The sequence below is a fragment of the Candidatus Latescibacterota bacterium genome (assembly GCA_020633725.1).
Lineage (GTDB): Bacteria > Krumholzibacteriota > Krumholzibacteriia > JACNKJ01 > JACNKJ01 > VGXI01.
On record JACKDC010000003.1, the window covers coordinates 49,279 to 67,909 of the forward strand.

Annotated in this window: 17 protein-coding genes; 8 read left to right on the forward strand and 9 right to left on the reverse strand. The window is 69.6% G+C overall.

Translation table 11 applies throughout. The features are described from left to right. Positions 1–88: 88 nt before the first annotated feature. The 4 genes from H6693_07630 to H6693_07645 all read right to left on the reverse strand — a co-directional run bounded on the left by H6693_07630 (position 89) and on the right by H6693_07645 (position 4,356). Complete coding sequence (locus H6693_07630) at positions 89–535, reverse strand: Rrf2 family transcriptional regulator (protein MCB9516049.1); 447 nt, start codon at positions 533–535, stop codon at positions 89–91. Positions 536–658: 123 nt separating this feature from the next. Further along, a complete protein-coding gene (locus H6693_07635; protein ID MCB9516050.1) occupies positions 659–1,855 on the reverse strand; it encodes a PP2C family protein-serine/threonine phosphatase in 1,197 nt (398 codons plus the stop codon). Between the two features lie 3 nt (positions 1,856–1,858). Then, the gene (locus tag H6693_07640; protein ID MCB9516051.1) at positions 1,859–2,026 is read right to left on the reverse strand and encodes a SelT/SelW/SelH family protein; all 168 of its coding nucleotides are present in this window, start codon (positions 2,024–2,026) and stop codon (positions 1,859–1,861) included. 149 nt (positions 2,027–2,175) lie between these two features. Then, complete coding sequence (locus H6693_07645; protein ID MCB9516052.1) at positions 2,176–4,356, reverse strand: copper-translocating P-type ATPase; 2,181 nt, start codon at positions 4,354–4,356, stop codon at positions 2,176–2,178. A 93-nt stretch (positions 4,357–4,449) separates the two neighbouring features. Here H6693_07645 and H6693_07650 point away from each other — a divergent pair, with 93 nt between their 5' ends. The 6 genes from H6693_07650 (at position 4,450) to H6693_07675 (ending at position 11,133) form a co-directional block, all read left to right on the forward strand. Next, a complete protein-coding gene (locus tag H6693_07650) occupies positions 4,450–4,692 on the forward strand; it encodes a hypothetical protein (GenBank protein ID MCB9516053.1) in 243 nt (80 codons plus the stop codon). Positions 4,693–4,858: 166 nt separating this feature from the next. Next, the gene (locus H6693_07655; GenBank protein MCB9516054.1) at positions 4,859–5,938 is read left to right on the forward strand and encodes a ParA family protein; all 1,080 of its coding nucleotides are present in this window, start codon (positions 4,859–4,861) and stop codon (positions 5,936–5,938) included. Between the two features lie 238 nt (positions 5,939–6,176). Next, positions 6,177–6,419, forward strand: a complete 243-nt coding sequence (locus tag H6693_07660; protein MCB9516055.1) for a 4Fe-4S dicluster domain-containing protein — start codon at positions 6,177–6,179, stop codon at positions 6,417–6,419. 10 nt (positions 6,420–6,429) lie between these two features. Then, positions 6,430–7,491, forward strand: coding sequence for a 3-methyl-2-oxobutanoate dehydrogenase subunit VorB (locus H6693_07665; GenBank protein MCB9516056.1), 1,062 nt, complete (start codon positions 6,430–6,432; stop codon positions 7,489–7,491). A gap of 10 nt (positions 7,492–7,501) precedes the next feature. Continuing rightward, the gene (locus H6693_07670) at positions 7,502–8,926 is read left to right on the forward strand and encodes a 2-oxoacid:acceptor oxidoreductase family protein (GenBank protein ID MCB9516057.1); all 1,425 of its coding nucleotides are present in this window, start codon (positions 7,502–7,504) and stop codon (positions 8,924–8,926) included. A gap of 149 nt (positions 8,927–9,075) precedes the next feature. Then, positions 9,076–11,133: a (Fe-S)-binding protein gene (locus tag H6693_07675; GenBank protein MCB9516058.1), complete on the forward strand. Its 2,058-nt coding sequence runs from the start codon at positions 9,076–9,078 to the stop codon at positions 11,131–11,133. A 13-nt stretch (positions 11,134–11,146) separates the two neighbouring features. Here the strand turns inward: H6693_07675 and H6693_07680 are convergent, their stop codons facing one another. After that, on the reverse strand, positions 11,147–11,839 hold the full coding sequence (locus H6693_07680; protein ID MCB9516059.1) for a VIT family protein: 693 nt from the start codon (positions 11,837–11,839) through the stop codon (positions 11,147–11,149). A gap of 109 nt (positions 11,840–11,948) precedes the next feature. On the opposite strand from H6693_07680, the gene H6693_07685 reads away from it, so the two are divergent. Then, positions 11,949–12,689 carry a hypothetical protein gene (locus tag H6693_07685; GenBank protein ID MCB9516060.1) on the forward strand — a complete coding sequence of 247 codons (741 nt, stop codon included), beginning with the start codon at positions 11,949–11,951 and terminating at the stop codon, positions 12,687–12,689. Here H6693_07685 and H6693_07690 read toward each other — a convergent pair. From H6693_07690 to H6693_07705, 4 genes are all read right to left on the reverse strand, one after another. Then, positions 12,686–14,911, reverse strand: coding sequence for a protein kinase (locus H6693_07690; protein MCB9516061.1), 2,226 nt, complete (start codon positions 14,909–14,911; stop codon positions 12,686–12,688). The genes H6693_07685 and H6693_07690 overlap by 4 nt on opposite strands. 5 nt (positions 14,912–14,916) lie before the next feature. Next, complete coding sequence (locus H6693_07695; GenBank protein ID MCB9516062.1) at positions 14,917–15,360, reverse strand: hypothetical protein; 444 nt, start codon at positions 15,358–15,360, stop codon at positions 14,917–14,919. Positions 15,361–15,494: 134 nt separating this feature from the next. Further along, positions 15,495–16,184, reverse strand: a complete 690-nt coding sequence (locus H6693_07700) for a response regulator transcription factor (protein MCB9516063.1) — start codon at positions 16,182–16,184, stop codon at positions 15,495–15,497. Next, positions 16,177–17,838, reverse strand: a complete 1,662-nt coding sequence (locus H6693_07705; protein MCB9516064.1) for a HAMP domain-containing histidine kinase — start codon at positions 17,836–17,838, stop codon at positions 16,177–16,179. Before H6693_07705 ends, H6693_07700 begins: the two co-directional genes overlap by 8 nt. 216 nt (positions 17,839–18,054) lie before the next feature. On the opposite strand from H6693_07705, the gene H6693_07710 reads away from it, so the two are divergent. Then, positions 18,055–18,546, forward strand: a complete 492-nt coding sequence (locus H6693_07710) for a PDZ domain-containing protein (GenBank protein MCB9516065.1) — start codon at positions 18,055–18,057, stop codon at positions 18,544–18,546. Positions 18,547–18,631: the final 85 nt, after the last annotated feature.

Below are 18,631 nucleotides of genomic sequence, written 5' to 3' on the forward strand. Positions count from 1 at the left end.
GTCCGTTCGTTCGTCCCGCCCATAAGCGGAGGCCCGGGCATCATCGCTTATCGGGCCTGTTGGTCTTGAATATACCCAAAAAAAGGGGCTAGTTCAACCCCTTCTCCTTCACCAGGCGACGCTTTTCCTCCAGCTTGCCCACCATCTGCGCCAGGTTCTTGCCCTCGAGCGTCAGGCGGATCTGGGCGCGGATCTTCGTCCAGTCATCGTGCAGCGGGCAGGCGGCCTCGTCGGAGCAGACGTCGATGCCCAGGATGCAGATCTCGTCGTAGTTGGCGATGTGGTCGATGGGATCGACGATGTCGTAGAGCGTGATCTCCTCGGGCGGACGCGACAGGCAGAAGCCGCCCCGGGGCCCGCGGTGCGAGCGCACCAGGCCCTTGCGGGACAGGATCTGCATCGTCTTGGCCAGGAAGTGGAAGGGGATGTCCTCCTTCTCGGCCACATCCTTGAGCTGGATGAGCTCGCCCTCGGTCTGCTCGGCGAGATAGACCATGGCGCGGATCGCGTATTCGGCAGCTTTCGAGTAGAGCACCGATCCTCCTTGCCCCTGCCTTGTTCAGGCCTGCTACGAAAAGAAGGAAAAATTACCTTGAAGTGGCAAACTTAGTCCCGCCGCACTGCGCTGTCAATAGGGCATCTGCCTTTCGGACCCGATTCACGCGGGCTTCACGACCAGCAGGGTGACGTCGTCCTCCCAGGGGGCCTCGCCCCCGAAGGACCGGGCCGCCGACACGATGCTCTCGACGGTCTCGGCCGAGGACAGCTCGAAGCAGTCCCGGAACACCGAGAGCAGCCGCTGCTCGCCGTACTCTTCGTTCCCCCTGCGGCGCTCCACCAGTCCGTCGGTGAAAAGCAGGAGCTGGCGCCCGGGCGAGACGTGCGTGAAGCCGCGGCGGTAGTTCGCGTCGGCCGTGGGACCGAGGATCACCCCGCCGACAGTCAGGCGCTCGAGCGTGTTGCCCGGCCCGATGACCATCGGCTCGCAGTGTCCGGCGTTCACGTAGATCAGGTTGCCGTTGCGCTCGAGCTCGCCGTAGAACAGGCTCACGAAGCGCGTGGAGAGCCGGCTGGCGTGGATCACCTGATTGAGGCGCCGGATCACGGCGGTGATCTTCATCTCCTTCTCGACGCCCATGCGCAGGCCGGTCACCACGTCGCGCGCCTGCAGGGCCGCGGGCAGACCGTGCCCGCTCGCGTCGCCCACGGCGATGCCCAGCGCGTCCTCGCTCAGCTCCATGAAATCGTGGATGTCCCCACCCACCTCGGTGGCCTCGGCGGCGTAGGTTCGCGCGCTGATGTCGAAGCCCGCGAAGTGCGGCGGGTGCGGCGGCAGCAGGCTGAGCTGGATGGCCTCGGCCTCGCTGATCTCCGCGGCCATGGCCGCCTGCTTGAGGCGCAGGCTGAGGCTGTGCTGGATCGCGCCGAGCGCGAAGAGCAGCGCCTCCTCCTCGGCGTGGCTGTCCAGCCCGAACGACACCACGTAGCGCCCGGCCTCCAGCGCGAAGGCCGCGAAGTTGCGCACGCCGAGGCGCTCTTCCAGCTCCGGGTCGTAGCCGGGGAAGTCCTCGTGAACGGCGACGATGCGCTCGCTCAGGATGGCCTGGATGGGCGGGTAGCTGGCCGGAATCGCGAAGCCGCGCAGGTCGTCGCCGAGGGGCGCCGTGCTGTGGCGCAGGTAGTAGCGGCCCTCGTGGAGCACGTAGAGCCGGCCGCTCACCGTGCCCAGGTCCTCGCGGAAGGCCTGGACGATCTGGTCCACCAGACGGGCCAGGTCGTGGTGCGGGCGCTCCTCGACGACGATGCCGCTCAGGAGCGCGTCCAGCTTGCGGTAGAAGGCCTTGTTGTTGAACATCCCCTACCTGGCCGCGGCGATCGCCGCGAAGATCTCCTCGTCCTCGGGGAAGCGGCCTTCGGCCTTCTTGGAGAAGACCAGCCTGCCGCCCACCGTGACCTCGAAAACGCCGCCCCCGGACCGGATCATCTCAGGGGTGACGTCGAAGCGCTCCTGGATGGCCGCCGCCAAACTGGCGGCGCGTGGCTCGTAGTTTCAAACGACGCAAAACTCGATCGTGATGGGCGTGATGGGCGTCTCGGCCACCGTCGGCCTCCTCGTGTCGCCGTGATGAACTGGGTTTGCAGGTGCGAGGAAGGAAACACAGCCCGCCGCGACTGTCAACGCGCGGCTGGGCCCGGGCGGCGGCCGAAGCGGAATCCGCGCAGCCGCAGGCTGTTCGTCACCACGAAGACGCTGCTGGCGGCCATGGCGCCGGCCGCGATCATGGGGTTCAGCACGCCGAGGGCGGCCAGGGGGATGGCGAGCACGTTGTAGACGAACGCCCAGAACAGGTTCTCGCGGATCGTGCGCAGCGTGCGGGCGGAGAGGCGCATGGCGTCGATCAGGCGGCTGAGGTTGCCGTGCACGAGGGTCACCGGCGCCGTGGCCACGGCGACGTCGGTGCCGCTGGCGAGCGCAATGCCCACCGTCGCCGCGGCCAGCGCCGGCGCGTCGTTCACGCCGTCGCCCAGCATGCCCACGCCCGCACCCTTCGCCGCCTCCTCGCGGATGCGCTTCGCCTTCTGGTCCGGCCTGAGCGCCGCGGCCCAGCGCTCGATGCCCGCCTGGGCCGCCGTGCGCTGCACCGCCTGGGGACGGTCGCCCGAGAGCAGCACCGGCTCCACGCCCATGCGGCCGAGCTGTGCCACCAGGGCCGGGACCTCGGGGCGCAGCTCGTCCTCGAGCCCGAACGCGCCGGCCAGCCGACCCTCGAGCCCGACCAGGACCGGCGTCAGGCCGCCGGCCTCGAGTTCGTCGAGCAGCTCACGCTCTTCGTCGAGCGACACGCCTTCGCTCTCCAGGTAGGCGGGCGAGCCCACGAGCACCTGCTTCCCGGTGACCTCCGCGCGCACGCCGCCGCCCGGACGGGTCGTCACGGCCAGCGCGAAGGCCTTGCCCTCCGCGCGCTCCCGGGCGTAGTCGCGCAGGGCCTCGGCGAGCGGGTGACTCACCGAGCTCTCGGCGGCCTCCACGAAGCGCAGGAGCTGGCCCTGGGGCAGGGTGCTGAAGTTGTGGAAGCGAGCGACGCTGGGACGCCCCCGGGTCAGCGTGCCGGTCTTGTCCATCGCCAGCACGCCGATCGACTGCAGGCGCTCCAGCGCGGCGGCCTCGCGGAACAGGATGCCGTGGCTCGCTGCGAGACCGCTGCCCACGAGGATCGCCGTGGGCGTGGCGAGCCCCAGCGCGCAGGGACAGGCGATGATGAGCACCGCCACGCCGCGCATCAGGATCGTCAGCGCGCCGAGCTGCGGCGCGAGGATCAGATGCAGCAGCACGGTGAGCAGCGCGAGACCCAGCACCGCGGGGACGAAGATGCCCGCCACGCGATCGGCCAGCCGCTGCACCGGCGCCTTGGAGGCCTGGGCGTCGCGCACGAGGCGCAGGATGCCGGCCAGCGCCGTGTGCTCGCCGACGGCCGTGACGCGCAGCTCGACGAAGCCGTCCACGAGCAGCGTGCCGCCCGTGACGCGCTCGCCGCTCTGCCGCCGCAGGTGACGGCTCTCGCCCGTGAGCATGGACTCGTCCACGGCGCCCTCGCCCTGGATCACGACGCCGTCCACCGGCACCTTGCTGCCCGAGCGCACCCGCAGCCGGTCGCCGGGGCGCACCTGCGCCAGGGGCAGCTCGGTCTCGCTGCCGTCGTCCTCCACGCGCACGGCGCGCTCGGGCAGCAGGCGCGCCAGTTCGCGCAGGGCGTCGGCCGCGCTGTCCCTGGCGCGGCCTTCGAGCACGCGCCCCAGCAGGATCAGCGCGACGATCACCGCGGCGCTCTCGAAGTAGAGGTGCCCGCCCAGCGCGAGGCTCGCCCAGGAGCCCAGGTACGCGGCGCCGGTGCCGAGGGCGATGAGCGTCTCCATCGCGGTTCCGCGCCGGCGCAGGAGCTGCCACGCGCGCACGTAGAAGCGGCGGCCGGGCCCGACGAGAACCACGGTGGCCAGCGCGCCCTGCGCCACGCTCCAGGGCAGCCCCTTGGGTCCGAGCATCGCGAGGATCATGAGGAGAACGCTGAGAAGGATGGCCAGGCGCAGGTCCCGCCGCAGCAGCTGCGGGTCCTCGACGGTGGACGGGATCTCGGAGAGCGCTTCGTCGTCGGCGGGATCGGCCTCGAAGCCCGCTCGATGCACGGCCTCGAGCAGGCCGAGCGCGGGCAGGTGGCCGCTGCCGTGCACGCGGGCTTCGCCGGTGGCCAGGTTCACGCTGACCTGGTCCACGCCGGGCACCGTGGCCATGGCCTTCTCGACCTTGCCCACGCAGGACGCGCAGTGCATCCCCTTGATCTGGAAGCGAAGTTCAGCCACGTCTCTTTCCCGGACCGTCAGGACTTGTATTGCATTCCTGGCAGGTTTACAATAGTGCGCGCAATCGGGGTCGATAACAAGCGGGAAGGATCCATGAAACGCACGTTGCCGCTGCTCCTGGCTTTGACGCTGATTCCCGCCGCGGCCCTCGCCAATGAGGGTGCGCAGCCCTCCGCCCCCCCCGCCACCGACAAGCCCGCCGTCGACACCGTGCGAAACGCGCCCCCCCAGGCGCCCCGCGACGTCGCGCTGACTGCGAAGTCCCGCGAAGATGCCGAGCAGCTCGACGCGGAGCCCACGAGCTGGAGCAACGTCAAGGCCCTCTGGGGCAACTAGCGCGCGTCCGCCGTTCGACGCGCGAGACGGTTTCCCGCTCCTGCAATTCCTCCTTGCCAGATTTCCAGCCGCTGCGTAGAGTCCCGGCGTTCGTCACTATGCGCACTCGTCTCTGGTCTACAGCACATGAGGCGCAAGCCATCTACATCGTCAGCGAGGAGGTCCCATGGGACGCAGTGTGGCCGTCGTCTGCCCCAAAGGTGGGGTCGGCAAGACAACCGTGGCCGTGAACCTGGCGTCGGCGCTGGCCGACAAGGGTTACCGCTGCCTGCTCGTGGGCGTGGATCCGCAGTGCGGCCTCATCAGCAGCTTCGGTCGGGATCGCTTCGACGTCGACAACGGTCTGCTGGACCTGTTCGATCCCGACGGTGACATCGACGCGGCGATCCAGCCCAGCGGCATCGACAATCTCGACTTCATCACCAGCAACGTGTGGTCGCGCGAGGAAGAGCACGAGTTGCTGCAGGGCGCGGCGGCGCACCCCGAGCGCGTGGCAGCGCTGATCGCGCGTCAGCGCGAGCGCTACGACTACATCTTCCTGGACTGCCCGCCGAACCTGGGCGTGCTCACCGGCGCCGCGCTCGAGGCGGCCGACGAGTGCCTCGTCCCGCTGCAGGCGGAGGAGCTGCCGTACCGCGCGCTGCCGCGCCTCTTCGACGGTCTCGACGAGATGCGCCGCCAGGGTCGCCATGTGCCCGAGCTGATGGGCATCGTGCTCAACCAGGTGGATCCGCGCACGCGCCTGGCCGGTGACGTCACCAGCCGCGTGCGCGAGGAGTACGAGGGCCTGGTCTTCGACACGGCGATCCCACGCAGCGTGCGTCTCGCCGAGGTGGCCCAGCGGGGCCGTCCGGTGAATCACTTCAACCGGGCGGGGACCGCGTCGGCCGCCTTCGCATCGCTGGCCGAGGAAGTGCTGGCCGCCGCGCTGAAGCGCCGCGCCGCCGCCGCGAGCAACGCCGGCTCGGGCGAGCACGAGACGCTCCGCCGCCAGGCCGCGGAGTCGCGGGCGGCCGAAGCGGTCGGTGAGCCGGTGCAGGCCAAGAGCCCCTGGGCCGCGGCCGTCGGCGGCGAGGACTTCGGCTTCGACGGCGGCTTTCGGGACAGCGACGACCACGACGTCGACGCCGACGACCGCTTCGTCTCCTTCGACGAGATGAAGGATGACGACGACGACGGCGGCTCCCGCCATCGTCCCAGCCTCGACGACTACGACGGCAGCTCGGAGGACGAGCGCTACCACTAGCCTTCAGCCCCCGGGGGCGGCCATCGCCCCCGGGAGCCCCCTCCCCGCCAAATCCACAAAAGACGCCGTCAATGCCCGGTTTGGCATCGCATTGACATTTCAGCGTTTGTGCGTTTTACCCCGCCGGGACTGTCGGAGCTCGGGTTGACAGCCGCGATCCGCCTGCGTACCTTGGAGCCGTTCCGGCCATTGTTGGTCTGTTTTTCCGATTGGGCTGACGCAAAGAAAGGCGGGACTCATGAGCCGACTTCTCGATCAGGCCATCACCGTGGTCTCCCCCGAGCACTGCAAGGGCTGCAGCCTCTGCGTCATCTCCTGTCCTCAGGACTGCCTCGCCCTGCTCAGCAGCTTCAACAGCCGCGGCTATCACCCCGCCAGCTACAAGGGCGAGGGCTGCACCGGTTGCGGAATGTGCTTCTACGCCTGCCCGGAGCCGGCGGCGATCACCGTCTTCAAGAAGGGCGCCGAGTACCCGGACTAGGAGGAAGGCCATGGCCAAGGAGTTCATCAAGGGCAACGACGCCATCGTGAAGGCCGCGCTGCTGGCTGGCTGCCAGTCCTACTACGGCTATCCCATCACGCCGGCCAGCGAGATCGCCCACGCCGCCGCCAAGTACTTCCCGCGCGTGGGACGCACCTTCCTGCAGGCCGAGAGCGAGATCGCGTCGATCCAGATGGTCTACGGCGCCGCGGCCTCGGGCGAGCGCACGATGACGGCCTCGTCGAGCCCGGGCATCAGCCTCAAGCAGGAGGGCCTGAGCTACCTGGCCGGCAGCGAGCTGCCCTGCGTGGTGGTCGACATCACGCGCGGCGGGCCGGGGCTCGGCAACATCGCCCCCGAGCAGAGCGACTACAACCAGATGGTCAAGGGCGGCGGGCACGGCAACTACAAGCTGATCGTGCTGGCCCCCAACGGCGCGCAGGAGATGTGCGACCTCACGATCAAGGCCTTCGCGCTGGCGGACAAGTACCGCAACCCGGCGATCATCCTGGCCGACGGGTTCATCGGCCAGATGATGGAGCCGGTGGAGTTCCCGCCGCCCGTGAAGGACATCCCCGCCAAGCCCTGGGCGCTGAAGGGCGAGAAGATCGACGCCGAGAACCTGATCAACTCGATCTTCCTCGATCCCGACGAGCTCGAGGCCCACAACCGGCACCTCCAGGACAAGTACCGGCTCATCGCCGAGAACGAGATCATGCTGGAGGAGTACCGCGTGGACGACGCGGAGCTGATCCTCGTGGGCTACGGCATCGTGAGCCGCATCCTGCGCTCGGTGGCCGAGCGCGCGCGGGCCGAGGGCCACAAGGTGGGCCTGCTCAGGCCCATCACGCTGATGCCCTTCCCCAGCGACCGCATCGCGGAGCTGTCGAAGCAGACGGGCGCCTTCCTGGTGAGCGAGCTGAGCAACGGCCAGATGGTGGACGACGTCCGCCTCGCCGTGGCGGGCCGCGTGCCGGTGCACTTCCACAACCGGATGGGCGGCAACGTCCCGTCCGTGGAGGAGATCTACGACGTGGTGACGCGCCAGCTCGGCGCGGGCGCCACAGCCTGAGGAGCATCCCATGGCCAAGAAGATCCTGGAGCGGCCCAAGGGCTTCTACGAGGAGTTCGAGCGGAAGCCCGGCGACAAGAGCACCACGCACTACTGCCCGGGCTGTGGCCACGGGAACATCCACAAGCTGCTGGCCGAGGCGATCGAGGACCTCGAGATCCAGGACCGCACCATCATGGTGAGTCCGGTGGGCTGCTCGGTCTTCGTCTACTACTACTTCTCCACGGGGAACATCCAGGTGGCGCACGGGCGCGCGCCGGCGGTGGCCACCGCGCTGAAGCGCGCGAACCCCAACGCGATCGTGGTGAGCTACCAGGGCGACGGCGACCTGGCGGCCATCGGCGGCAACAACATCCTGCAGGCCGCCAACCGCGGCGAGCACTTCACGGTGATCTTCGTCAACAACGCGATCTACGGCATGACCGGCGGGCAATTGGCGCCGACATCGTTGCCCGGCATGAAGACCACCACCACGCCCTACGGCCGCGACGTCATGAACGAAGGCCCGCCCATGAAGATGGCCGAGCTGCTGGCCACGCTGGACGGTCCCACCTACATCGAGCGCACGGCGCTCTGGGACAACAAGGCCATCAGCGGCACGCGCCGGGCGATCCGCAACGCGCTGCGCTGCCAGATGGAGGGCAAGGGCTTTTCCATGGTCGAGGTGCTGAGCGCCTGCCCGTCGGGCTGGAAGGTGGACCCCGCCGACCAGTCCGCGTGGATGCTCGAGCACATGGCGCCCTACTTCCCCCTCGGCGTGAAGAAGGACCTGCGCGAGACCCGCGAGCCCTGGTTCCGCGAGAAGATGGACGTGGACGAGGACGCCCTCCTCGAAGCCCTCGACCTCGCACAGGCCGAGCCGACGGCCTTCCCCGCCACGCTCCGCAAGCCCGGCTACGCCAACCCCAGCATCAAGCTGGCGGGCTTCGGCGGGCAGGGCATCCTGTCGGCCGGTGCGATGCTGGCCAACGCGGGCATGGAGCAGGGCTTCCACACGAGCTGGATTCCGAGCTACGGCCCGGAGATGCGCGGCGGCACGGCCTACTGCTTCGTGAACATCAGCGAGACGTCCATCGGCAGCCCCACGGTCTCGCACCCGGACGTGCTGATGGCCTTCAATCGCCCCAGCCTCGAGAAGTTCGAGCCGGATCTCCGCGCCGGCGCGCTGCTGCTCTACGACTCCACGATCATCGACATCGCGCCCCAGCGCGGCGACATCGAGGTGCTCGCGGTGCCGGCCACCAAGATGGCCGACGACCTCGGCAACACGCGCATGGCCAACACCATCATGGTGGGCGCCTACCTCGCCAAGACCGGGCTCATGAGCCTCGAAGCCCTGGAGCAAACCCTGCCCCTGGCTCTCAAGCGCAAGAACCTGGTGGACGCCAACCGCAAGGCCCTGGCCTCCGGCTTCGAGTTCGCGAAGAGCATGTAGACGGCCCAAGCCGCTCGATTTCACGCATATCCCGCCGGGGCCTCGGCCTTGGCGGGTTATTGTTGCACACCATGGAAATCTCGCTTGAGCACGGGCCTTGCTCACTATAGGGTTTCTTCTCGGACCCTGAATTCAGCGAAGGAGTGCCCATGCTGCCCGGTCAGTTCCCCACGAACCTGATCTTCGCCATCGTGCTGCTGGCGACCCTGGTCTTCTTCGTCTGGACCCTGCGCCGGCTCATCGCGATCCTGCGCCTGGGCAAGCCGGCCGAGCGCGGCGCGCGCTGGAGCGCCATCTTCGTCTACTTCTTCGGGCAGCGCAGCGTGCTCCGCGAGCCGGCGGGCCTGGGGCACTTCTTCATCTTCTGGGGCTTCATGATCCTGAGCCTCGGCACGCTGGAGACCTTCATCCGCGCCTTCGCCGGCGACTGGACCTACGAGCGCATCGTGGGCGCGGGGCTCTACCGCGTCTACGGCCTCATGCTCGATCTGCTCGGCATCGCGGTGCTGGTGGCCATCGCCGTGGGGCTCTTCCGCCGCTGGGTACTGAAGCCGAAGCGCCTGGAGAGCGACGACCCCGGCACCAAGAAGGACGCCACGCTCATCCTGAGCTGGATCGTCGCCCTGGTTCTGCTCATGTGGATCGGCCGCGGCGCCGAAGGACGGCTGCACTACCTGCGCCAGGTGGCGGGGACGATCCCCGGCCCGCCCAACTGGACCAGCGGCATGCAGTGGGCGCCGGTGAGCCAGGGCTTCGACCAGCTGCTGCGCGCGCGGGGGCAGCATGGGCTGGAGGTCATCATCGCGGCGAGCTGGTGGATCCACACGCTGCTGATCCTGGGCTTCCTGGCCTACATCCCCTACAGCAAGCACCTGCACATCCTGATGGCCGCGCCGAACATGATCCTGCGCCGGCCGCCGGACGCGCCGCGCGCCAGGCTCAGCACCATCGACTTCACGGATCAGTCCGCCACGAAGTTCGGCAAGGACGAGATGGCCGACCTCACGTGGAAGCAGATGCTCGACCACTACGCCTGCACCGAGTGCGGCCGCTGCCAGAACGAGTGCCCGGCCTACGCCACCGGTAAGCCGCTGAGCCCCTACATGATGGTGCACCACGTCAAGGAACACATCATGGCCAAGGGAGGCGCGCTGATCGGCACGGCGGACGGCGCGCTGCCCGAGGACGCGCCGGCCAAGGCCAAGGCGAGTCTCGTGGGCGACGTCTTCGGCATCGACGCCATCTGGTCCTGCACCACCTGCGGCGCCTGCGAGCAGGCCTGCCCGGTGTTCATCGAGCACATCCAGGAGATCGTGGACTACCGCCGCGGCCTCGTGATGATGCAGGGCGCCATGAGCCCCGAAGTCCAGCTCGCCATGAAGAACCTGGAGACGAACAGCAATCCCTGGCAGATCTCCCACACCGAGCGCGGCGCCTGGGCCGACGGCCTGGGAATCCCGACCTACGCCGAAAAACCCGACGCCGAGTACCTCTTCTACGTGGGCTGCATGGGCAGCTTCGACGACCGCAACAAGAAGATCAGCGTGGCGTTCGCCGAGCTGCTGAAGCAGGCCGGCGTGGACTTCGCCATATTGGGCCATAGTGAGAAGTGCTGCGGCGACCCGGCGCGGCGCATCGGCAACGAGTACCTGGGCGACATGCAGGTGCGCGCGAACGTGGAGCAGTTCAACGGGCTCGGCGTGAAGAAGATCCTCACCGCCTGCCCCCACTGCTTCAACACGCTCGCCCACGAGTATCCCGAGTTCGGCGGCGACTTCGAGGTGCATCACCACACGGAGTTCCTCGCCGAGCTGATCCGCGCGGGCAAGCTGAAGCCGGCGAAGACGCTGGCCGGCCAGACCGTCACCTATCACGACTCCTGCTACCTGGGACGTCACAACGGCAACTACGACGCCCCCCGCGAACTCCTCGAAGCCGCTGGCGCGAAGGTGATCGAGATGGAGCGCAGCCGCGAGAAGGGCTTCTGCTGCGGCGCCGGCGGCGGCCGCATGTGGATGGAGGAGACGCTCGGCACGCGCATCAACGAGAACCGCGCGGCGGAGGCCGTCGGCACGGGCGCGGGCACGATCGCCAGCGCCTGCCCCTTCTGCATGACGATGATGTCCGACGGCGTGAAGGCCCACGGGGCGGAGACGGCGACGAAGGATGTCGCTGAGCTGCTGGTGGGGGAAACGTCGGCGATCTAGCCGACGCTCCTCCTTACCCGAGTCCGCCGAAGGCCGTGCCCAGCGCGGCCGTCGCCGCCATCGCCAGGCTGCCCCAGAGCGTGACCCGCAGCGATCCCTTCGCCACGCCCGCACCGCCCGCGCGCGCCGCCATGCCGCCGAGAAGCGCCAGGCTCAGCAGTGAGGCCGCGGCCACGCTCGGGATCAGCGCCCGGCCCGTCGCGAAGCCTGCGATCGCCAGGGGCAGCGCGGCGCCCACGGCGAAGGTTGCCGCCGAGGCCAGCGCGGCCTGCAGGGGACGCGCGCTGTGGACCTCGGTCAGTCCCAGCTCGTCGCGTGCGTGGGCGCCGAGGGCGTCGTGCCGCGTGAGCTGCTCGGCCACCTCGCGGGACAGCTCCGGCGTGAGGCCGCGCTCCTCGTAGATCGCCGCCAGCTCCTTCAGCTCGAACTCGGGATCGGTCTCGAGCTCGAGCCGCTCCCGGGCCAGATCGGCTTTCTCGGTGTCGGACTGCGAGCTGACGGAAACGTACTCCCCCGCCGCCATGGACATCGCCCCGGCCACCAGACCCGCCAGCCCCGCCACCAACACCTCCCGGTGCCCCGCGCTGGCCGCGGCCACCCCCACCACCAGGCTCGCCGTGGAGACGATGCCGTCGTTGGCGCCCAGCACGGCGGCGCGGAGCCAGCCGATTCGCTCGGCGTAGTGACGTTCTCGGTGTGCGTCCATCCATCCCCTCCCGCCCCGTGGGCGCTATTTCTCAGAACCTGTGATATCCTTGACGCGCCGTTCCGGATCCCCCAGGATGCCCATTCCCGACAGCCAGGAGGCCACGCCGATGCGCCGCACCATGCCACGCACCCGTCTGCTCGTCATCGCCCTGTCGCTCGCCGCGCTCGCGGCCGTCTGCGCCTGCAACGATGATGGCCCCTCCGGGCCCGGCGCGCAGGACGAGCCCTTCGTCGTGACCTACACCTTCACGTCGGGTCCCAAGCCGGATGGCGACGGCATCACCTGGCCGCCTTCGCCCCCCGGCCTCATCGACGACACGCCCAGCAACACGAGCTACAGCACCGACGAGAGCGTGGTCTTCCTCAACGACATCGGCAACCCCGTCTACTTCAACGACTCCACGCTCCTGCCCGACGACGCCTCCGTGGGCAACGGCATCGTGGACGACTGCCTCTGGGGCAACCCGCGGCCGATCAACTTCCCCATCGTCGAGACCTTCCGCGTCGATCTCCCGACGCAGGTGGACAGCATCGCCTTCGACTTCGCCTGGGCGCTGGGCGGGGCCACCGTGACCGACTCGCTGGAGCTTGCGCTCAGCCCGAGTCTCGGCGGCGGCGAGGCCCAGGGCCTCATCGTCCGCCTGCCCGACACCTGGGACGCCGGCGCGCCCTACCAGAACTCCCTCGGCCGGTCGGGACATGTCGAGCTGTCGCTGGAGATTCTGGCCAATCAGTACGACGTCCATCTCACCGGCATCCGCTCGATCTTCGTCTTTCTCTCGCCCGTGAGCGACGAGGGCACGAACGGGGCCTTCGCCATCGACAACCTGACTCTCGCGAAGTTCTAGCACCGGTCCAGTCGCATGCGCGCCAGCAGCGCCGCGTAGCGCGGATGCCCGTGCAGCGGATCCAGGCGCGGGTGCACCTTGAGCAGCACGAGGGTCTGGTCGTGCTCGTCGAAGGCGCGCTCCAGCCAGTCCAGCGCGGTCTCCACCTCGCCCAGGCTCGCGTAGATCGACCCGATCCCGTAGGGCGAGATGTAGCGCTCGGCCCGCATGGCGAGGAGCTGCTCCAGGATCGCGAGGGCGTCGTCGCGGCGGCCCATGCGCGCGTAGACGTGCGCCAGCCCCGACGACGGATCCGGCGCCGCGCCCGCCGCGATCACGCGCCCGCGCGTGTACTCGGCGATCGCCTCCTCGTAGCGGCCGGAGAGCTCGAGCGCGCGGGCGAGGTCGGTGTGCCCGGCCAGGCTCTCGGCATCCATGGCGATGGCCGCGCGATAGTGCTCCATGGCCTCCTCGTAGCGCCGCGCGTAGAAGTAGACGTCCCCCACCGACGTGCGCAGGATCACCGAGCTTGGCTCCAGCTCGCGCGCGCGGTGGATCAGGGGCAGCGCCGCGTCGTGGCGGGCGAGCCCCGTCAGCAGCAGGGCGTACCAGCGGTGGGCCGTGGCGTAGTCCGGATTGGCGGCGATCGCCCGCTCGTAGGACGCCGCCGCGGCGTCCCAGTCCCAGTCCCAGTGGCGATGGATGAAGCCCAGCGAGGTGTGCAGCTCGGCCAGCTCGGGATCCACCGCCAGCCCCTGCTCGGCCGCCGACTTCGCGCGCGGATAGGCCTGCTCGGGCGGCAGCGCCTTCACGTTGCCGAGGACGCTGTAGCTGTCGGCCAGGCCGGCGAAGGCGCGCGCGTAGAGCGGGTCGAGGGCGAGGGCCTTCTCGAAGAAGCCGATCGCCGTCTTCATGCCATCGGCCGTCTTCCAGCGGTTCCAGACGAAACGCCCCTGCAGGTAGGCCTCGTGCGCCTCCGCGTTCTCGGTGTGGCCGCGGGCGAGGCGCGCGCGCTGCTCGCGGCTCAGCTCGAGCCGCAGGTTCTCGCCGATCTCGCGGGCGATCTCGTGCTCGATCGCGAGCAGGTCCGCCGCCGGGCGCTGGTAGTGGGCGCCCCAGAGGCGCGTGCCGTCGCGGGCGTCCACCAGCTCGGTGCGCACGATGAGCCGGTCGCGATGGCGGCGCAGCCGTCCCGCCAGCACGGCCCGCACGCCGAGGGACTGGCCCAGCTCGCGCAGATCGCCCCCGGCACGCGACGCGCGCAGCACCGTGCTGCTGGCCATGACGCGCAGGCCCGGCAGGCGGCAGAGGTTGTCGATCAGCGTGTCGGCGATGCCCTCGCTCAGGTACTCGGCGTCCTCGTCGTCGCTCTCGTTGACGAAGGGGAGCACGGCCAGCGAGTCCAGGGCCTCGGCCTCGGCCGTGGGCGCCTGCGCCAGCAGGTCGAGGATGGCCGCCGCATCCAGCGCGCGCCGAGCGGCGGACTTGTCGAGGCAGCTGGCGAGAATGCGCCGAAGCCCTGCCGGCAGCGACGGCGCCGGGGCGGGCGGGGCGTCGCGCAGGATGGCGCTCGTGGTCTCGGGGAGGGACGCCCCGCGAAAGGGGTGCGCGCCGGTGAGCATCTCCTGGAGCATGACGCCGAAGGCGAAGAGGTCCGCCGCCGCTCCCACCGCCTCCCCCCGCAGCTGCTCCGGGGCCATGTAGGCGGGCGTGCCGACGAGCGCGCCGGGCCGCGTGTGCGCGCTCTGGGTGCTGTCGTCGTCCGTGGGCGCGAGCTGCACCTTGGCCAGGCCGAAGTCGAGGATCTTCGCGCCGGCCGCCGTCACGAAGACGTTCTCCGGCTTCAGATCCCGGTGCACGATCCCTCGCGCGTGGCTGGCGGCGAGGCCGGCGGCCACGTCCCGCGCGATCGCCGACGCCCGCGCCGGCGGCAGGGCGCCCTCGCGCGCGAGCAGCGCGCGCAGCGTTTCGCCCTCTAGCAGCTCGGTGACGACGAAGGTCAGGTCCGCGTCCCGCCCCAGCTCGAAGATCGCGAGGATGTTCGGGTGCGACAGCGCCGCCACCGCCCGCGCCTCCTGCTCGAAGCGCGCGAGGGCGGCGGCGTCCGCGGCCAGCCCCTCGGGCAGGAGCTTGATCGCCACCTGCCGCCGGAGCCGCGTGTCCTCGGCGCGATAGACCTCGCCCATGCCTCCCGCGCCCAGGGCTTCGAGGATGCGGTAGTGCGACAGGCTCCGGCCGATCATGCCGCTCAGGCCAGCACGCCGCGGCGGCCCATCGCCCGCGCATAGAGCCAGAGCAGCACGCAGATCACGAAGATCACCAGGCTGAACATGGCCGGCCCGACGCCGCCCATTGCTTCGAGCCCATTCGTGAACCCGTAGCTGTAGATCGTGGTGATGATCATCGCGATCAGCGAGACCAGAAACACCGGCGTGGCCAGCCGCCGCGCGAGCAGCAGCAGCACCGAGCCCAGCAGGCCGCCCCAGACCGCGATGGCCCAGGTCGACACGGCCCAGGCGGGGAAGCCGTTGTAGTACTCCAGCTGCTCCGGAGTGAACTTGGCCATGTAGGCCTCGTTGCTGGTCTCGGTCATCAGGTAGTCGACCGAGCCCATGGCATTCCAGAACAGCGAGACGATGCCCACCACCCACAGGTGCCAGGGGCGGCGTCGGCCGGCTGCGCTTGCGCTCATCGGAGCCTCCACGGTGAGGGGTCGGGAGAAGGCCCGCGGCGCGGGCGTCCGTGGAGTCTAGCGAGCCGGCAAGCGCGGGCCAAGAGCAAGGGCGGTAGCACGCATTCCGAATCCGCGACTCCGGTATCGGAAGCCTACCCCGTGAACTTGTAACCCACGCGATGCACGGTGACGATCCAGCGCGGATCGGCCGGATCCTCCTCGAGCTTGGCGCGCAGCTTCGAGACGTGCATGTCCACCGTGCGCGTGATGGGCGCGGTGTCGTAGTCCCAGACCGCGTCGAGGATCTGCTGCCGGCTCAGCACCTGCCCGCTGTGGCGAAGGAAGTACTCCAGCAGGCGCAGCTCGCGCCGGCTCAGCTCCTGGGACTCGCCCGCCCGGCGCAGCGTGCCCGCCTCGAAGTCCACCTCCACGTCGCCGAAGCGCCGGCGCCCCAGCGCGCTCTCCGCGGGCTCGCCGCTCGACGCGCGGCGCAGCACCGCCTCCACCCGGGCCAGCAGCTCGGCGAAGCTGAAGGGCTTGGTGACGTAGTCGTCCGCCCCCAGCTTGAGCCCGAGCACCTTGTCCAGCTCCTGGCTGCGCGCGGTCAGCATGATGATCGGCAGCGCGCTCCCGGCCGCCCGCAGCTCCTTGCAGACGTCGAGGCCGCTCTTTCGCGGCAGCATGAGGTCGAGGATCATGAGATCCGGCGGCGCTTCCTCCACCGCCACCAGGGCGGCCTCGCCGTCCTCCGCGAGCTGGATCTTGTAGCCCTCGAAGCTGAAGCCGTCCATCAGCGCGGTGGCCATGGCGGGCTCGTCCTCAACGATCAGGATTCTAGGCATGCTCCTCCTTACGGGGCCCGGCGGCGCCCGTTTCCTTCCCCGCGCCTGCCAGCGGGAGACAGAGCGTGAAGACGCTGCCGGCGCCGGGCTCGCTCTCCACGCCCACCCGGCCGCCGTGGGCCTCGGCGATGTGCCGCACGATCGCCAGGCCCAGGCCGCTGCCCTTGACGTCGTGCACCAGTCCCTTGCTCACGCGGTGGAAGCGGTCGAAGATGCGCGCCAGCTCCTCGCGCGGAATGCCGATGCCGCGATCCCGCACGGCGATGCAGACCTCGTCGGCCGTGCGGCGCAGCGTCACGTCGATCTCGCGGCTGGCCCCCGAGTACTTGAGCGCGTTGTCGAGCAGGTTGCCCAGCGCCCGGCTCAGGGCTTCGGCGTCGGCGAGCAGCGGCTCGAGCGCGGCGTCGGGGCCCGCGTAGTTAACATCGAAGTCGCGGGCGGCGGGACGGCGGCGGAAGGTCTCCACCGCGGCCTCCACCACCGACTCGAGCTGGGTCGGCGCGAGCCGGTAGCTCTTGCGGCCGCTCTCGATGCGCGAGAAGTCGAGGATGTTCTCGATCAGCAGGGACAGCCGGCGCGACTCGGATTCGATCGTCTCGCCGTAGTGCCGCACCTGCTCCCCGCCCTGGACGCGCCCGCTGCGCAGCAGCTCGGCGTAGACGCGGATCGACGCCAGCGGCGTCCGCAGCTCGTGGCTGACGTTGGAGACGAAGTCGCTCTTCATCGCGCTGAGCCGCACGGCCCGCCGCGCGGCGCGCAGCGCGAAGAGCAGCCCGCCCATGAGCACGAGGGCGAGCGCGAGCGAGAGCGCCAGGTTCAGCGCGAAGTTCGTCCGCGCCCAGGCCTCCTCGGCGCGCACCGACTGAGCGAGGTAGAGCGTCCAGTCGGTGTAGAGGAAGGGCAGGGCACGGTGCACCGTCGAAGCCTCCACCACGCCGATGCTCCCCAGCACGGGGGTGCCGGCGCGGTCCGTCACCAGCACGCCGATGTCGCTCGACTCGCCGTTCGACTGGGGGAAGTAGGCGAAGAAGGCCTTGCGGACGATCTTCGGCAGCAGGCGCTGGCGCAGGAAGTCCTCGTCGACGATGAAGCCGGCGATCCCCACCAGGTCGCCGCGCTCGTTGGCGACGGGGTTGAGGACGATGCGGTTGGCCGGGTCGCCTTCGTCGACGCGCAAGGGGCCAGAGCCCTGCACGGTGCGCTGGGCGCCGCGCACCTGCCACGGCGCGCAGGCGAGGATGATGGCGAGGCTCTCGTCCGAGGAGGGCGGCGTGACCAAGCGCTGCTCGTCGGGGTGGTAGACCAGGAAGTTGCCGAACTCCGCCCGCGTGAAGTCCACGACGAAGAGCGTGCGCGTGCCTTCGAGCTCCTGGCTTCCCCAGCTGCCGGCCATCTTCTGCAGCCGGCCCTCGGTGAAGAGCTCGGCCGGCACGTTGAGCAGGCGCTCGGCCCGGCTGCGATAGTAGTACTCGTACTCGGTGCTGACGGCCTCGACGAAGTTGGTGAGGGTGGCCTGGCGGAGGACGTCGCCCGCCTCGCCCAGACGCCGCAGCCAGCGGTACTGAAGACCCAGCAACAGGATCAGCGGCGCCAGCACGGCCACCAGACCCAGCCAGAAGGCGGAGCTGCGGGCGATCTTGCGCAAGGTGTCCATCGGCCATCCCCTTCGATGGGGAAAAGCTAGCGGACGCGGGGGTCCGAGGGCGAGGACGATCGGCGGCGATTTTACAGACCGGATACAGCTTTGACAGCATTTTACCCCCCTCCTCACCCCTTTTACTCGACCCCGACGTACACTTCTCCCAGCAGCGGGCCGCGAGGAACCCCACACCGACGACGGCTCCCCACACCGCTACGAGAGGAGACTCCGATGCAGCGACTCGCCTTTACCGTGTTGCTGGTCCTGACGCTCTTCACCGCCGCCGTCTGGTACGCCCCCGCCTGGGCCGGGGAGTACGAGAAGTGCACGATGGACACGCAGGCCTGCCTCAACAAGATGACCGAGATGCTCAAGACCACCGGCTGGGTGGGCATCGAGTACGAGCCCCGCGAGGAGGGCGGCCTGGACGTGAAGCGCGTCGTCCCCGAGAGCCCCGCGGCGGCCGCCGGCCTCGAGCCCGGCGACCTGATCACCGCGATGTACGGGATCGAGTTCAAGAAGGGCAACGACGACAAGCTGAAGAAGGCCCGCAAGGACTTCGCGCCCGGACAGGAAGTTGTCTACACGGTGCTCCGTGACGGCGCGAACAAGACGATCACGCTGACGCTGGCGCCCATGCCCGCGGACGTCATGGCCCAGTGGATCGGCCGCCACATGATGGATCACGCGCAGGTGGCCGACGTGGCCTCCGCCAACCCCTAGCGCATTCATCCTGCCAATCCCGGCGAAGTGCCGCCCCGGCCGCCCCACGCGGCCGGGGCTTTTCTCGTTTGCGCCCGCTCGCCCG

Coding starts and splice junctions, on each gene's coding strand:
- H6693_07635 (MCB9516050.1), bottom strand. CDS start 1,855: ATGTTCAACAACAAGGCCTTCTACCGCAAGCTGGACGCGCTCCTGAGC.
- H6693_07650 (MCB9516053.1), top strand. CDS start 4,450: ATGAAACGCACGTTGCCGCTGCTCCTGGCTTTGACGCTGATTCCCGCC.
- H6693_07655 (MCB9516054.1), top strand. CDS start 4,859: ATGGGACGCAGTGTGGCCGTCGTCTGCCCCAAAGGTGGGGTCGGCAAG.
- H6693_07660 (MCB9516055.1), top strand. CDS start 6,177: ATGAGCCGACTTCTCGATCAGGCCATCACCGTGGTCTCCCCCGAGCAC.
- H6693_07665 (MCB9516056.1), top strand. CDS start 6,430: ATGGCCAAGGAGTTCATCAAGGGCAACGACGCCATCGTGAAGGCCGCG.
- H6693_07670 (MCB9516057.1), top strand. CDS start 7,502: ATGGCCAAGAAGATCCTGGAGCGGCCCAAGGGCTTCTACGAGGAGTTC.
- H6693_07675 (MCB9516058.1), top strand. CDS start 9,076: ATGCTGCCCGGTCAGTTCCCCACGAACCTGATCTTCGCCATCGTGCTG.
- H6693_07680 (MCB9516059.1), bottom strand. CDS start 11,839: ATGGACGCACACCGAGAACGTCACTACGCCGAGCGAATCGGCTGGCTC.
- H6693_07685 (MCB9516060.1), top strand. CDS start 11,949: ATGCGCCGCACCATGCCACGCACCCGTCTGCTCGTCATCGCCCTGTCG.
- H6693_07690 (MCB9516061.1), bottom strand. CDS start 14,911: ATGATCGGCCGGAGCCTGTCGCACTACCGCATCCTCGAAGCCCTGGGC.
- H6693_07695 (MCB9516062.1), bottom strand. CDS start 15,360: ATGAGCGCAAGCGCAGCCGGCCGACGCCGCCCCTGGCACCTGTGGGTG.
- H6693_07700 (MCB9516063.1), bottom strand. CDS start 16,184: ATGCCTAGAATCCTGATCGTTGAGGACGAGCCCGCCATGGCCACCGCG.
- H6693_07705 (MCB9516064.1), bottom strand. CDS start 17,838: ATGGACACCTTGCGCAAGATCGCCCGCAGCTCCGCCTTCTGGCTGGGT.
- H6693_07710 (MCB9516065.1), top strand. CDS start 18,055: ATGCAGCGACTCGCCTTTACCGTGTTGCTGGTCCTGACGCTCTTCACC.